Consider the following 13903-nt stretch of genomic DNA (forward strand, 5'->3'; position numbering starts at 1 on the left):
TGAGTTAGAGAGTTAAGAATTGTGGGGAGTCAATATGCAAAATCTGGGAGAAGTTTTTAAAGAATTGAGAAAGAGTCGGAATGTATCTCTACAGGAGGCGACGGGAGGAGAGTTTACGTATTCCATGTTGAGCAAATTTGAGCGTGGAGAAGCAGACTTATCCTCTATGAAATTGATTACTGCCTTAGATAACATCCACTCTGATTTGAATGAATTTATGTACTTGGTACGTGGTTTTTCTCAGAAAAAGGCTTTGGCTTTTCAAGAAAATCTCTGGGAACTATATGATAGAGAAGGGATTGATTCTCTCCGTTCCTTGTATGAAGAGACGACTCAAAAGTATAGATCAAGTGGTGAAACAAGCTATCTTTTACAAATGATTCGTATCAAAAGCCTTCTCGTATTTTTTGATTCAGAAATAAGGGCAACGGATGAAGAACTGACTTTTCTCTATGACTATTTTTTTACTATTGATCTCTGGGGAAATTATGAATTGGAACTATTTTCAACGATTTCTACTTTGTTCCCTTTGCCCCTCTATTTTAAATATTCTAGGGAGATGTTACAAAAGACGGATTTATTAGGCTCTTTACCTAGTAACAAAGTTGGTATTGACACCATTTTAATTAATGGACTCTTTAAAGCGATAGAGGAAAAGGATAAATTTAAAGCAGACTATTTTGTTTTTCAGATTGAAAAACGAGAATTGCCAGAATCTCAAGCTTATCTTAAAATCATTTATATGATTGCTAAAGGGTATTATGATACTATTTTTAATGTAAAAAATAAGGGTCTTGAAAAAATCCAGAGAGGCATTACAATCTTACAAGATTTAGAGTATGTAGATGGTGCAAGATACTATGAAAACTATTTTGCAAATCAGCTTTCAAATAAAGATTTGTAATATATTCTCGTTACATCGACTGATGAAAAATAAATAGCCTTGTAGATGGATTGATAATTAGTAGTTTCTAGGCGCTAGAGTTTCTATTTTCAGAAAAAATATATTACAAAAAAGTGGGGAGCTCCACTTTTTTTGTTAGACTGGTTTCAATAGAATACTCTTTGAAATATGGAGAAAGGCCTGTTATGAAACTATTTTTAAGACATCATTTATTTAGAATACTGACCTTATCAAGGTTTTTGAGCTCAAGTGGAGCTTATATTTATAATTTGGTATTTATCGTTTATGCTGCGAGTCTACCCTTTAAAAATATAGCTGTATTTATGGCTAATATGATTACGATTTTACCTTTCCTATTTACTTTTTATGTTGGGATTAAGGCTGATCATACTCGGAATAAAGCAGGGACAATTATCTGGGTTGGTTGTGTGCAAAGTCTCCTATTTCTTTTGATTGCTAGTGTGATTCATGACCAGAACTTCGTAACGTTTGCTTTTATCTGTATGGTTAATGTCTGTTCGGATATTTTATCAGATTATACAGCAGGCCTTCGTATGCCGATTATCCAGCATAATATTTCGGAAGATAAGCTCTATGAAGCTTATTCCTTTACTCAGTTTGTTTCCTATTTATCAAATCTAGGAGGTCAAGCCTTAGGAGTGTGGTTACTCACAACAAGCCACCAAAATTTTTCTTTTGTTGCAATTGTGAATGCTGGCTTCTTTTTACTATCTTCTCTTATTTTGTTCAAAAATAGAAGAGAATTGACGTATTTGTCTGTAATGGTAGAGAATGAGTCGATTAGTTTATTTCAACAAGTTAAGGCAATCTATGCGGACATGGATGATATCTTTAGGCAGAAAGAAAGTAAATCCTTGTTTAAAATGATTCTTGTCATTTTAGTGATGAATACTTTGGGAGGAGCTGTTGGAGGTATTTATCACTTTTACTTATTAGACCATACTATCTATCATCTCAGCTATGCTCAAGCTCTATTTTTAATTGAATGTGTCAGCTTGGGAGGAGCTATTCTTGGTAGCCTAACTCCCCATGATTATTTTGGGAAATTGTCGTTTTCAAGTTTGCTATCGCTCAATGCAAGTCTGTTTGTCTTGCTTGCTACTGCTAATATTTTAGATTTTTCTCCTCTAGTAGGTGTTGCTTGCTTAGCTTTTGTCATGTATTTGATGTCGAAATCAATGCCTAAATTAGATACTCTGTTATTGTCTAATTTGAGTGCGGATGTATTAGCTCGAAGTAATAATCTTTTGAGTATGATTTTTTCCCTAACACTACCCTTGGGGATGTCTGTATTTTCCTTCTTAGCTTTACAAGATATCAGGCTTTGTTGGTGGGTGTTTTTGGTAGTGAGTGTGATAGGGTTGATTTTATCACTAGAAAAAAGAAGTTTTTCGGGTAAAAAAGTTTAACCTAGGGAAATCAGGCTTACTAGAAGGTCTGCCAGATTTGATCCGTGTGGCGACTGTGACCTTGATTTCACTTGTTGGTGAAACAGCCATGGCCGGTGCGGTTGGAGCTGGTGGTATGGCTAACGTAGCCATCGCTTATGGATTTATACTCTTCAAAAATCAAATTCAAACCACGTCAGCGTTGCCTTGCCGTACTCAAGTACAGCCTGCGGCTAGCTTCCTAGTTTGCTCTTTGATTTTCATTGAGTATTAACCGCTACAATCACGATGTGACCATCTTGGCAACCATCATTATCATTTTGATTATCTTTGCAATCCAATTCTTGGGAGATTTCTTGACTAAGTCTTGAGTCATAAATAAAAAAGAGCCGCCTGGCTCTTTTTATTTATCAGATTTTCTGTGCAAATTTTTTACTCAAGGCTTGTCCAATCAAGGCACCAACTAGGGCTCCGATGACAACACTTGCGATAAATAGAAGGATGGCTCCAGGATTTGGTGCGACCATGATACGGTCGATATATTCTTGGGATTTTCCTCTTGCTAGAAGAGTAGCCATATAGGTTTTGGGGGCAATCCACATGAGTAAGATTGGACCAGTTGAACTAAAGGCGAAAATAATGAAAGAAAGCAAATTTTTTGTTTGGTCCTTGTATTTTCCTAAATGAGCTACTCCATCTGCTAGGAGGCCACATATAATTCCAGGAAGGAAGGCACCGGCACCGTGTTTGCTCCCCAAGAAAAAGAGGGCGATGACAAGGCCGATAGTGGTAATAGCACCAAAGCGCGGAACTTTTGCGACTAGAATCATATAGACGCTACCGCCGACAAGAGCAGTAAAGGCAGGCGCATAAAACATATTTCCAGTTTGGTCAAGGAGATTGCCCAAAAGGACACCAATCCCCATGCAGAGGAAGTAAAGAACTGCAAAGAGCAGTGTAGTTAAGATAGATTTTTTCATGAATTGTCTCCTGATAATTTTCTCACAATTCTCATTGTACCACGGTTTTGTGGGATTGTAAATGGATAGTCTATGTTTTTGAAAACGCTTGAAATATGATATAATAGTTTCATAGTTATTTTTAGGAGGATATCATGGGGAGATTTTTAGACTTTGTCTTTAATCGTTTCTTTTTAGGGATGATTGCGACAGCCTTCTTTTGGCTATTAACCTTGGTAGGAGGGATTATCCTTGGTCTAGCGCCGGCTAGTGCCACCTTGATGAGCCTATATGCAGAACATGGTTACAGCTTTCGGGAATACAGTTTGAAGGAGGCGTGGTCTCTTTATAAGCAAAATTTCGTCTCAAGCAATCTGATTTTCTATAGCTTTTTAGGGGTGGATCTAGTTTTGGTCTATGGCCTGTATCTCTTGGTTCAATTGCCTCATCAGACTATTATTCATTTGATTGCGACCTTTTTGAATGTTCTAGTAGTTGCCCTACTGTTTTTGGCTTATACAGTATCTTTGAAATTACAAGTTTATTTTGACTTGTCTTATCGAAATAGTCTCAAACTATCCTTGATTGGCATCTTTATGAGCTTAGCGCCTGTGGCCAAGGTTCTCCTTGGGACAGTGCTACTTGTGGCAATTGGTTACTATATGCCTGCCCTACTTTTCTTTGTAGGAATTGGGATGTGGCATTTCTTTATCAGTGATATGTTGGAACCGGTCTATGAAAGTATCCATGAAAAATTGGCGACAAAATAGAATGAAGCAGTTTTGGCTACATACGCTTCTGCGAACTTACAGTTCAGTTATGATGATTATTATTGCGAGTTTTGCAATCTTACTCTCTTACGCTGACTGGGATTCACGGGAAAAGGAAGCCCAGAGAGTAGCCCAACGTGTAACCACTCGAACAGTCGATGAGGTAGAGTATTATTATCGCGAGTCAGCCCAGCTAGCGCAAGATTTGGTAGCCAATCAAGACCGGATACAAGGGGTTTATAAGTACTTTAGCTTGTCAACTTCTGAGTATTTTTATTGGCTGTTGGAGCATCAAGCAGCTTCGTCAACTTCTATTTCTCTGTATGAAAACATTGATGATCTTTATGTCCAAAATGACTCTATAACGGGTGTTGCAATCGTCTTGCAGGATTTTAAAGAAGTTTATGTTTCAACAAGGGATAACAGAAGTGGTCATGTCTTGCCAGCTGAGGCCTTTAAACCAGAGGCCAATAGTTTTGGAATTCCAGTTCTGGATCCAGCAACGGATCAATCTATAGGAGTGATATACATCTCCTTGAATCCAGAAGTTTTATATCATGCCATTGACAATACCCGAGGTCATATTCCGATGGCTGTTACTGTGACATCACCATTTGATACGGAGATTTTTCATATTGGTGAGAGGGTCAATAGGGAACATGAGAACTGGTTTGTTGGTATGACTTCTCATGGATATCAGGTTCAGGTGGCAGTTCCTAAAAACTTTGTTTTACAAGGAACAGTGGCTAGTTCTGCTTTGATTGTGGGCTTGAGTCTTCTCTTTATTGTCATTCTCTATCTGACTTTGAGGCAGACCTTTGCTAATTACCAAAAGCAAGTAGTGGATTTGGTGGATTCCATTCAAGCTATTGCCCAAGGGGAAGAAGGTCTTCGTATTGACACACTTGAAAAGGATCAGGAATTGCTCTTAATCGCAGAGACCACCAATGATATGTTGGATCGATTGGAAAAGAATATCCATGATATTTATCAGTTAGAGCTTAGTCAAAAAGATGCCAATATGCGAGCCTTACAGGCTCAAATCAATCCTCATTTTATGTATAATACGCTGGAGTTCTTGCGCATGTATGCAGTCATGCAGAGTCAAGATGAGTTGGCAGATATCATTTATGAGTTCAGTAGTCTCTTGCGTAACAATATTTCTGACGAAAGAGAAACTCTTCTCAAACAGGAATTAGAATTTTGCCGTAAATACAGCTATCTCTGCATGGTTCGCTATCCCAAGTCCATTGCCTATGGTTTCAAGATAGATCCAGAGTTAGAGAATATGAAGATTCCCAAGTTTACCTTGCAACCGCTAGTAGAAAATTATTTCGCGCATGGTGTTGACCACAGACGGACAGATAATGTGATTAGCATCAAGGCGCTTAAACAGGCTGGTTTTGTAGAAATTTTGGTGGTAGATAATGGCCGTGGAATGTCGACTGAAAAGCTGGTCGATATCCGAGAAAAGTTAAGGCAGAGACATTTTGAACACCAAGCCAGTTATAGTGAACAAAAGCAGTCTATCGGGATTGTCAATGTCCATGAGCGTTTTGTGCTCTATTTTGGGGATCGCTATGCCATTACTATAGAGTCTGCGGAGCAAGCAGGTGTTCAGTATCGTATTACAATTCAAGATGAGTAGAAAGGGAGAAAATGTATAAAGTATTATTAGTAGATGATGAGTACATGGTGACAGAAGGTCTGAAACGTTTGATTCCTTTTGATAAGTGGGATATGGAGGTCGTCGCAACAGCTAGTCATGCCGATGAAGCCCTAGAATATGTTCAGAAAAATCCCGTCGATGTCATCATTTCAGATGTCAATATGCCCGACAAAACAGGGCTTGATATGATTCGGGAAATGAAAGAGATTTTACCAGATGCTGCCTATATCCTGCTCTCAGGTTATCAGGAGTTTGATTATGTAAAAAGAGCAATGAACCTTAGTGTGGTGGACTATCTGGTCAAACCTGTTGATAAGGTAGAGTTGGGAAATCTGCTGGAGAAGATTGCAGGTCAGCTCGGCGAGAGAGGAAAGAAAAGTCAGATCCTCAGTCAAGATTTAGACGAGGCTGGATTTGTTAGTTATCTAGGAGGTAAGGAGAATTGGTGGATAGGCCTATCCAAGGAAAAACAAGGCTCTTTCACCATTCCCTACTATGTCTTGGGTCAAGACTGGCAGATTTTCATTTCTGACCAACCCCTAGATGGTTTAGTCGTTACTCCCTTTGAAGCTCCCTATCAAGAACACTTTGAACGCTGGAAGCTGAATGCTGAGAAAGCCCTCTTTTACGGTTCTGTAAATCTACAACGGTCTGAGAGTCTCTTTGCCTACTACGAACCGATTTATAGGGTTATCATTCAGGGGAATCTCAATCAAATCGTAGAAGAGTTAAATCTCTTGGAGAAGGTGGTTCTTGAAAATACGCCGCGTGTTCCGATTACCAAACAGCTTTTTATCCAGTTTGTCATGGATGTCTTTCATTTGTTTGAACATCTAAAGGCTGATGATTTGACGGATATTGTCAAAACGATTCATGCTATTCAAACCTTCGATGAATTGGTTCCTTATATCAAGGAAACTCTGACTCGATTCTTTGGGCAATATCGTATGAATGAAAATGTGGTTAGTGTGCTAGAAGTCATTGGGCGTGATTATCAGAAAGAACTTTCTCTCAAGGATATCAGTAAGGATCTCTTTATCAATCCTGTCTATCTGGGGCAGTTGATTAAGCGAGAAACCAATTCGACCTTCGCAGAGCTTTTAAACAAACAACGCATTAAGGCTGCTCAGCAACTTTTACTTTCAACCAGTGACAGTATCGAAGATATTTGTTATGCTGTTGGTTACAGTAATGTTGGATATTTCTATAAAGTGTTCCGAAAATTGTGCGGAAAATCGCCAAAAGCCTACCGAAAACAGGTAGAAACTACACTATAATATTTGTATCCCTTTACAAAAAGTGCTATAATATCAATAATAATATCAGGAGGTTCTATCATGAAAAAGAAACCGATTTATCTATGGGTATTACTGATTTTTTCAGCCTTACTCTCAGCAATGTCACTATTTGGAATCATATCTCCAGTACCTACTGCGGAGGCTATGAACAATCTAGAAACATCAGCATCAGGTGTTAATGCTACTTATGCTAAGGAGCTCGTTGCTTACACCATTAAGGTATCGGAGCATGGTCATTCTATCTTCAACATTCTCTTGGTTGTCTTATCTGTTATTCTGGTGGTTGTGTCTTTGGTTTTCCTTGTTCGTAAAAACATCCAATTGGCTAACTACACTTATCTTGCTTATGTCTTCGTTGCCATCGTTGGTTCTATCTACAACTTTATCGGCGTTCAGGATGCGGTTTTACTTTTTACAGACCCTAACATCCGTATGGGAGCGGAGCTTGGTGCCAAAGGTTCTGCTATTTTTGGGATCGTACTCAATGTTATCTTCCTAGCAATCGTCTTCTATAAAATGTGGCGTCAGCAAAAAGAATTGACAGAAACTCAAGAAGAGGAAGAACTTGCCTAAGAGTTGACAAAGCATAACTATCAAGATACAATCTTGGTAGTTATTTTTTATGATTTAAAAAAAGGAGGAGAACATGAAAAAAGTTTCCTTGGTCTACATCAGTCTGAGTGGAAATACGGAGAGTTTTGTGACGCGCTTGAAAGACTATCTCTTGTCCCAGTACGAGGGAATTGAGGTTCAAAAGATTCATATCAAGGATTTGGTCAAAGAAGGCCAAGATTTCTATGAAATGGACCATCCCTATGTTGCTTTTTTGCCGACTTACCTAGAAGGTGGGAATGGCGTGGATAACGGAGATGTCGAGATTTTGACGACACCAGTGGGAGATTTTATCGCCTATGGTGACAATGCTAGTAAGTGTTTTGGTGTGGTTGGTTCAGGAAATCGTAACTTTAATAACCAATACTGCCTGACAGCCAAGCAATATAGTCAACGTTTTGGCTTCCCTGTATTGGCTGATTTTGAAATGCGAGGTATGCTGGGAGATATCAAACGTGTCGCAGCGATTATCGCAGATTTGTATGAGTTGGAAAGTTAAGCTGAAACCAATCTTGCAATCATTAGAAGAAAGAACTTATTATATCCCCCTCTATAGCAGAGATGAAAATTACCTATAAAATTTTTAATATAAATGTTATTTGCTATAGTTGGAAGATAAAAATTATGCCCTAAAAAAACCGAGAAGCTTTCTTCTCGGTTTTTGATTATTTCAATTGATCTGTAATGTCTTTTGATAGCAACATTCCTAGATGATAAGTTTTATTGATGTAAGCAATGACATCATTGATATTTTCAGTCGTGTGAATTTTCTCTTTGATATCAGTCCTAAATGTTTCATCCTTCAAAAGTTGTTCTTGATAGAGTTTTTGAAGTCTCTCCTTCTCATATTTATTGAGTAGAAAAAGGAATACCAAGCTAATCACAACGAGGATATAAGCATATTGGCTCATAGGAAATCTCCCTGTATGATAAAGAAGTAGTAGTGAATAAATCGATTTAGTGGATCTAAAATAGCAGAACAAGTCAGCAAAACTTGATAAGATTTCTGATAGACCTCTAAACCAAAATCCGTATAGATTTAGTGTAAGTTACTTAGATTGCTTTACATTCTAGTGACTTGAAGATTAGCACCAGCCACTAAGCCAATTAATAGATTTGGTTGACCAATTTAGTGAGGCGTTTAGGCAAGTGTCTCTGGTTACGACGTAAAGAAACATAAATCGATAATATTTATGTTTCTTTACTAGTGAAGCAGTTAGCTAGTCCGCATAAAAGCGGCTAGCGTCTAACAATTAGGAACTTTAGTTCCAATAACTTTAAGATTACGACGTTTTAGGACATAAGTCGATCATATTTATGTCCTAAAACTAGTGAAGCGCCTAGCCAAATCTCTGATAGGATTTGGCGTTAGTTACTTAGATTGCAAAGCAATCTAAGTAACTTTGGCGATTTACATCTTCTCTGGCGCTTCTACTCCAAGCAAGCGAAGGGCTTCTTTGAGAACGACTGCGGTTGCGTAGCTAAGGGCTAGACGGCTGTCGCGTTCTGGGCTTTCATCCAAGATGCGCGTATGTGCATAGTATTTGTTAAAGGCTTGAGCCAGGCTAATTGCAAATTTAGCAATGATAGAAGGTTCAAAGTTATCCGCCGCACGGTTGATAATACGTGGGAAGTCTTGGATGAGTTTGATGATTTCCCAACTTTCAGCATCATTCAAGCTATAGTTGCCAGTTGTTTCTGGTTTGAAATCCGCTTTGCGTAAGATAGATTGAATACGAGCGTAGGCGTATTGAACGTAAGGTCCAGTTTCTCCCTCGAAGGATACCATAGCTTCTAGGTCGAAGTCGTATCCATTTGTACGGTCGGTCTTGAGGTCATAGAACTTAATGGCTCCAACTCCAACAGCATGCGCTACCTGGTCTTTGTTTTCCAATTCCGGATTTTTAGCCTCGATTTGAGCCTTGGCGCGACTAACAGCCTCTGCAACAGTAGGTTCTAGCAAGATGACATTCCCTTTACGAGTAGAGAGTTTTTTTCCTTCTTTTGTAACTAAACCAAAAGGAACGTGAGTAATATCGTTACTCCAGTCGTAGCCCATCTCTTGCAAGACGGCTTTGAGCTGTTTAAAGTGGGCAGATTGTTCTTGGCCAACGACATAGATAGATTTGGCAAATTGGTATTCGTTTTTACGGTAAAGGGCTGCAGCCAAGTCACGTGTGATATAGAGAGTTGCTCCATCAGATTTCTTGATGAGGGCTGGATGTTCAATTCCATATTTCTCAAGATTCACAACTTGGGCACCTTCTGACTCAACAAGAAGGCCTTTTTCAGAAAGAATGTCTACGACTGCATCCATCTTATCGTTATAGAAGGCTTCTCCGTTATAGCTGTCAAATTCAACCTGCAATTCATTGTAAAGGCGGTTAAATTCCACCAAACTTTCATCACGGAACCATTGCCAAAGAGCGAGAGCTTCCTCGTCGCCATTTTCCAGTTTACGGAACCATTCGCGTGCTTCTTCATCCAAGCTAGGGTCATTTTCAGCTTCAGCGTTGATGCGGACATAGAGTTTAAGAAGTTCATCAATTGGATGAGCTTTTACAGCTTCTTCGTCGCCCCATTTTTTGTAGGCAACAATCAACATCCCAAACTGTTTACCCCAGTCTCCCAAATGGTTGACCTTGACTGTTTGATAACCGATTTTTTGGAAAATATGTGACAAGCTATCTCCGATAACAGTTGAGCGCAGGTGACCGATAGAAAATGGTTTAGCGATATTTGGACTAGACATGTCGATAACAATATTTTCTTGTTTACCAATATGTTGGTCAGCATAGTGTTCTTTTTGAGTAATAACAGCTTGCAATACTTGAGTAGAAATGGCATTTTTATCAAGGAAAAAGTTGACGTAAGGTCCTGTTGCGACAACCTTTTCAAAGGCTTGGCTGTTAATTTTTTCAGCCAGTTCAGCAGCAATCATTTGAGGTGCTTTACGTTCGACTTTTGCAAGAGAAAAAGCAGGGAAAGCGATGTCTCCCATTTCTGAGTTTTTAGGGGTTTCCAGTAAATTTAAAATAGCCTCTTGGTCCAGGCTATCAATGACGCTAGCCAACTCGCTAGCAATCAATTCTTTTGTATTCATTAAGAGCTCCTTTTTGGACTTTTCTACTATTTTATCACAATTTTAAAGAAAGAAGAAAAAATTTTTGAAATCTCCTGTTTTTTTGGTATAATATAGTTATAAAATTAGTTATAAATATGCATATAAGAGGATTTTATGAGAAAAAGAGATCGTCATCAGTTAATAAAAAAAATGATTACTGAGGAGAAATTAAGTACACAAAAAGAAATTCAAGATCGGTTGGAGGCACACAATGTCTTTGTGACGCAGACAACCTTGTCTCGTGATTTGCGCGAAATCGGCTTGACCAAGGTCAAGAAAAATGATATGGTGTATTATGTACTAGCAAATGAGACAGAAAAGATTGATTTGGTGGAATTTTTGTCTCATCATTTAGAAGGTGTTGCAAGAGCAGAGTTTACCTTGGTGCTTCATACCAAATTGGGAGAAGCCTCTGTTTTGGCAAATATTGTAGATGCAAACAAGGATGAATGGATTTTAGGAACAGTTGCTGGTGCCAATACCTTATTGGTCATTTGTCGAGACCAGCACGTTGCCAAACTCATGGAAGATCGTTTGCTAGATTTGATGAAAGATAAGTAAGGTCTTGGGAGTTGCTCTCAAGACTTATTTTTGACAAGGAGAGACGGACAATGACGACAGAAAAGCTATCACCCGGCATGCAACAGTATGTAGATATTAAAAAGCAATATCCAGATGCTTTTTTGCTCTTTCGAATGGGTGATTTTTATGAATTATTTTATGAGGATGCGGTCAATGCTGCGCAGATTCTGGAAATTTCCTTAACGAGTCGCAACAAGAATGCCGACAATCCGATTCCTATGGCAGGTGTTCCTTATCATTCTGCCCAACAGTATATCGATGTCTTGATTGAGCAGGGCTTTAAGGTAGCTATCGCAGAGCAGATGGAAGATCCTAAACAAGCTGTTGGAGTTGTGAAACGAGAGGTTGTTCAGGTCATTACGCCAGGGACAGTGGTCGACAGTAGTAAGCCGGACAGTCAGAATAATTTCTTGGTTGCCATAGACCGTGATGGGAGTCAATTTGGCCTCGCTTATATGGACCTAGTGACGGGTGATTTTTATGTGACAGGTCTTTTGGATTTTACGCTAGTTTGTGGGGAAATCCGTAACCTTAAGGCGCGAGAAGTGGTGTTGGGTTATGACTTGTCTGAGGAGGAAAAACAAATCCTCAGTCGCCAGATGAATCTGGTGCTCTCTTATGAAAAAGAAGGCTTTGAGGACCTTCATTTGCTGGATTCACGATTGGCAGCTGTGGAGCAAGCGGCATCTAGTAAACTGCTTCAGTATGTTCATCGGACTCAGATGAGGGAGTTGAATCACCTCAAGCCTGTTATCCGCTATGAAATCAAGGATTTTTTGCAGATGGATTATGCGACCAAGGCTAGTCTGGATTTGGTTGAGAATGCTCGTTCAGGTAAGAAGCAAGGCAGTCTTTTCTGGCTTTTGGATGAAACTAAAACGGCTATGGGGATGCGTCTTTTGCGTTCTTGGATCCATCGTCCTTTGATTGATAAGGAACGAATCGTTCAACGACAAGAAGTGGTGCAGGTCTTTCTCGACCATTTCTTTGAGCGTAGTGATTTGACAGACAGTCTCAAGGGTGTTTATGACATCGAACGTTTGGCTAGTCGTGTTTCTTTTGGTAAAACCAATCCCAAGGATCTCTTGCAGTTGGCGACCACCTTGTCTAGTGTGCCACGGATTCGTGCGATTTTAGAAGGAATGGAGCAACCTGCTCTAGCCAATCTCATTGAACAACTGGATGGAATCCCTGAATTGGAGAGCTTGATTAGCGCAGCGATTGCCCCCGAAGCTCCCCATGTGATTACAGATGGAGGAATCATCCGGACTGGATTTGATGATACCTTAGACAAGTACCGTCGCGTTCTCAGAGAAGGGACTGGTTGGATTGCTGAAATTGAGGCTAAGGAGCGAGAAAACTCTGGTATCAGTACGCTCAAGATTGACTACAATAAGAAGGATGGCTACTATTTCCATGTGACCAATTCGCAACTGGGAAATGTGCCCGCCCACTTTTTCCGCAAGGCGACGCTGAAAAACTCAGAACGTTTTGGAACCGAAGAATTAGCCCGTATCGAGGGGGATATGCTGGAGGCGCGTGAGAAGTCAGCCAACCTAGAATACGAAATCTTTATGCGTATTCGTGAAGAGGTCAGCAAGTATATCCAGCGTTTGCAGGCTCTAGCCCAAGGAATTGCGACAGTTGATGTCTTACAGAGTCTAGCAGTTGTGGCTGAAACCCAGTATTTGATTCGACCAGAGTTTGGTGACGATTCACAAATTGATATCCAGAAAGGGCGCCATGCTGTCGTTGAAAAGGTCATGGGGGCTCAGACCTATATTCCCAATACGATTCAGATGGCAGAAGATACCAGTATTCAACTGATTACAGGGCCCAACATGAGCGGGAAGTCTACCTACATGCGTCAGTTAGCCATGACGGCGATAATGGCCCAGATGGGTTCCTATGTACCGGCAGAAAGCGCCTATTTACCTATTTTTGATGCTATCTTTACCCGTATCGGAGCAGCAGATGACTTGGTTTCGGGTCAGTCAACCTTTATGGTAGAGATGATGGAGGCTAATAATGCTATTTCGCATGCGACCAAGAACTCTCTCATTCTCTTTGATGAATTGGGACGGGGAACTGCAACTTATGATGGTATGGCCCTTGCTCAGTCCATCATCGAATACATCCATGAGCATATCGGAGCCAAGACCCTCTTTGCGACCCACTACCATGAGTTGACCAGTCTGGAGTCCAGCTTGGAACACTTGGTCAATGTCCACGTGGCAACCTTAGAGCAGGATGGGCAGGTGACCTTCCTTCACAAGATTGAACCAGGGCCAGCTGATAAATCCTACGGTATCCATGTTGCCAAGATTGCTGGCTTGCCAGCAGACCTTTTAGCAAGGGCGGATAAGATTTTGACTCAGTTAGAGAATCAAGGGACAGAAAGTCCTGCTCCCATGAGACAAACAAGTGCCGTCACAGAACAGATTTCACTCTTTGATATGGCAGAAGAGCATCCTATCCTAGCAGAATTAGCTAAATTGGACATTTACAATATGACACCTATGCAGGCTATGAATGTCTTGGTCGAGTTAAAACAAAAACTATAAAAATACCCCCAC

At 40.0% G+C, this 13903-nt stretch carries 12 protein-coding genes and 2 pseudogenes; 11 read left to right on the top strand and 3 right to left on the bottom strand.

The genetic code is table 11. The features are described from left to right. The first annotated feature begins 217 nt into the window (after positions 1 to 217). From FJN11_RS00650 to FJN11_RS00670, 4 genes and pseudogenes are all read left to right on the top strand, one after another. Positions 218 to 904, top strand: coding sequence for an Rgg family transcriptional regulator (locus FJN11_RS00650; protein WP_281280796.1), 687 nt, complete (start codon positions 218 to 220; stop codon positions 902 to 904). A gap of 185 nt (positions 905 to 1089) precedes the next feature. Beyond that, positions 1090 to 2334: an MFS transporter gene (locus FJN11_RS00655; RefSeq protein WP_140223830.1), complete on the top strand. Its 1245-nt coding sequence runs from the start codon at positions 1090 to 1092 to the stop codon at positions 2332 to 2334. A gap of 16 nt (positions 2335 to 2350) precedes the next feature. Then, positions 2351 to 2479, top strand: a pseudogene (locus FJN11_RS00660) (ABC transporter permease); the annotation flags it as partial. Between the two features lie 106 nt (positions 2480 to 2585). After that, positions 2586 to 2695: pseudogene (locus FJN11_RS00670) on the top strand (ABC transporter permease); the annotation flags it as partial. Positions 2696 to 2723: 28 nt separating this feature from the next. Here FJN11_RS00670 and FJN11_RS00675 read toward each other — a convergent pair. Next, a complete protein-coding gene (locus tag FJN11_RS00675; protein ID WP_140223831.1) occupies positions 2724 to 3293 on the bottom strand; it encodes an MptD family putative ECF transporter S component in 570 nt (189 codons plus the stop codon). A 134-nt stretch (positions 3294 to 3427) separates the two neighbouring features. Here FJN11_RS00675 and FJN11_RS00680 point away from each other — a divergent pair, with 134 nt between their 5' ends. The 5 genes from FJN11_RS00680 to nrdI all read left to right on the top strand — a co-directional run bounded on the left by FJN11_RS00680 (position 3428) and on the right by nrdI (position 8120). Then, positions 3428 to 4042, top strand: a complete 615-nt coding sequence (locus tag FJN11_RS00680) for a YesL family protein (protein ID WP_049493892.1) — start codon at positions 3428 to 3430, stop codon at positions 4040 to 4042. Further along, a complete protein-coding gene (locus FJN11_RS00685) occupies positions 4020 to 5690 on the top strand; it encodes a sensor histidine kinase (RefSeq protein WP_342777236.1) in 1671 nt (556 codons plus the stop codon). The genes FJN11_RS00680 and FJN11_RS00685 overlap by 23 nt, the downstream gene beginning before the upstream one ends. Before the next feature lie 11 nt (positions 5691 to 5701). After that, positions 5702 to 6988 carry a response regulator transcription factor gene (locus tag FJN11_RS00690; RefSeq protein ID WP_140223833.1) on the top strand — a complete coding sequence of 429 codons (1287 nt, stop codon included), beginning with the start codon at positions 5702 to 5704 and terminating at the stop codon, positions 6986 to 6988. A 60-nt stretch (positions 6989 to 7048) separates the two neighbouring features. Next, the gene (locus tag FJN11_RS00695; RefSeq protein WP_049493894.1) at positions 7049 to 7582 is read left to right on the top strand and encodes an ABC transporter permease; all 534 of its coding nucleotides are present in this window, start codon (positions 7049 to 7051) and stop codon (positions 7580 to 7582) included. A 73-nt stretch (positions 7583 to 7655) separates the two neighbouring features. After that, the gene (gene nrdI / locus FJN11_RS00700) at positions 7656 to 8120 is read left to right on the top strand and encodes a class Ib ribonucleoside-diphosphate reductase assembly flavoprotein NrdI (protein WP_020901834.1); all 465 of its coding nucleotides are present in this window, start codon (positions 7656 to 7658) and stop codon (positions 8118 to 8120) included. 166 nt (positions 8121 to 8286) lie between these two features. Here nrdI and FJN11_RS00705 read toward each other — a convergent pair whose 3' ends face one another. Then, positions 8287 to 8532, bottom strand: coding sequence for a hypothetical protein (locus FJN11_RS00705; protein ID WP_000084858.1), 246 nt, complete (start codon positions 8530 to 8532; stop codon positions 8287 to 8289). 500 nt (positions 8533 to 9032) lie between these two features. Next, positions 9033 to 10724 carry an arginine--tRNA ligase gene (gene argS, locus FJN11_RS00710; protein WP_049552429.1) on the bottom strand — a complete coding sequence of 564 codons (1692 nt, stop codon included), beginning with the start codon at positions 10722 to 10724 and terminating at the stop codon, positions 9033 to 9035. Positions 10725 to 10859: 135 nt separating this feature from the next. Here argS and argR point away from each other — a divergent pair, with 135 nt between their 5' ends. Beyond that, complete coding sequence (gene argR / locus FJN11_RS00715) at positions 10860 to 11306, top strand: arginine repressor (RefSeq protein WP_001231476.1); 447 nt, start codon at positions 10860 to 10862, stop codon at positions 11304 to 11306. 50 nt (positions 11307 to 11356) lie between these two features. Continuing rightward, positions 11357 to 13891, top strand: a complete 2535-nt coding sequence (gene mutS / locus FJN11_RS00720; protein WP_140223834.1) for a DNA mismatch repair protein MutS — start codon at positions 11357 to 11359, stop codon at positions 13889 to 13891. Positions 13892 to 13903: the final 12 nt, after the last annotated feature.

Source organism: Streptococcus symci (assembly GCF_006385165.1).
Lineage (GTDB): Bacteria > Bacillota > Bacilli > Lactobacillales > Streptococcaceae > Streptococcus > Streptococcus symci.

Bases quoted from the DNA above. Each gene is read 5' to 3' on its own strand.
- FJN11_RS00650 (WP_281280796.1), top strand. From the start codon at position 218: ATGTACTTGGTACGTGGTTTTTCTCAGAAAAAGGCTTTGGCTTTTCAA.
- FJN11_RS00655 (WP_140223830.1), top strand. From the start codon at position 1,090: ATGAAACTATTTTTAAGACATCATTTATTTAGAATACTGACCTTATCA.
- FJN11_RS00675 (WP_140223831.1), bottom strand. From the start codon at position 3,293: ATGAAAAAATCTATCTTAACTACACTGCTCTTTGCAGTTCTTTACTTC.
- FJN11_RS00680 (WP_049493892.1), top strand. From the start codon at position 3,428: ATGGGGAGATTTTTAGACTTTGTCTTTAATCGTTTCTTTTTAGGGATG.
- FJN11_RS00685 (WP_342777236.1), top strand. From the start codon at position 4,020: ATGAAAAATTGGCGACAAAATAGAATGAAGCAGTTTTGGCTACATACG.
- FJN11_RS00690 (WP_140223833.1), top strand. From the start codon at position 5,702: ATGTATAAAGTATTATTAGTAGATGATGAGTACATGGTGACAGAAGGT.
- FJN11_RS00695 (WP_049493894.1), top strand. From the start codon at position 7,049: ATGAAAAAGAAACCGATTTATCTATGGGTATTACTGATTTTTTCAGCC.
- nrdI (WP_020901834.1), top strand. From the start codon at position 7,656: ATGAAAAAAGTTTCCTTGGTCTACATCAGTCTGAGTGGAAATACGGAG.
- FJN11_RS00705 (WP_000084858.1), bottom strand. From the start codon at position 8,532: ATGAGCCAATATGCTTATATCCTCGTTGTGATTAGCTTGGTATTCCTT.
- argS (WP_049552429.1), bottom strand. From the start codon at position 10,724: ATGAATACAAAAGAATTGATTGCTAGCGAGTTGGCTAGCGTCATTGAT.
- argR (WP_001231476.1), top strand. From the start codon at position 10,860: ATGAGAAAAAGAGATCGTCATCAGTTAATAAAAAAAATGATTACTGAG.
- mutS (WP_140223834.1), top strand. From the start codon at position 11,357: ATGACGACAGAAAAGCTATCACCCGGCATGCAACAGTATGTAGATATT.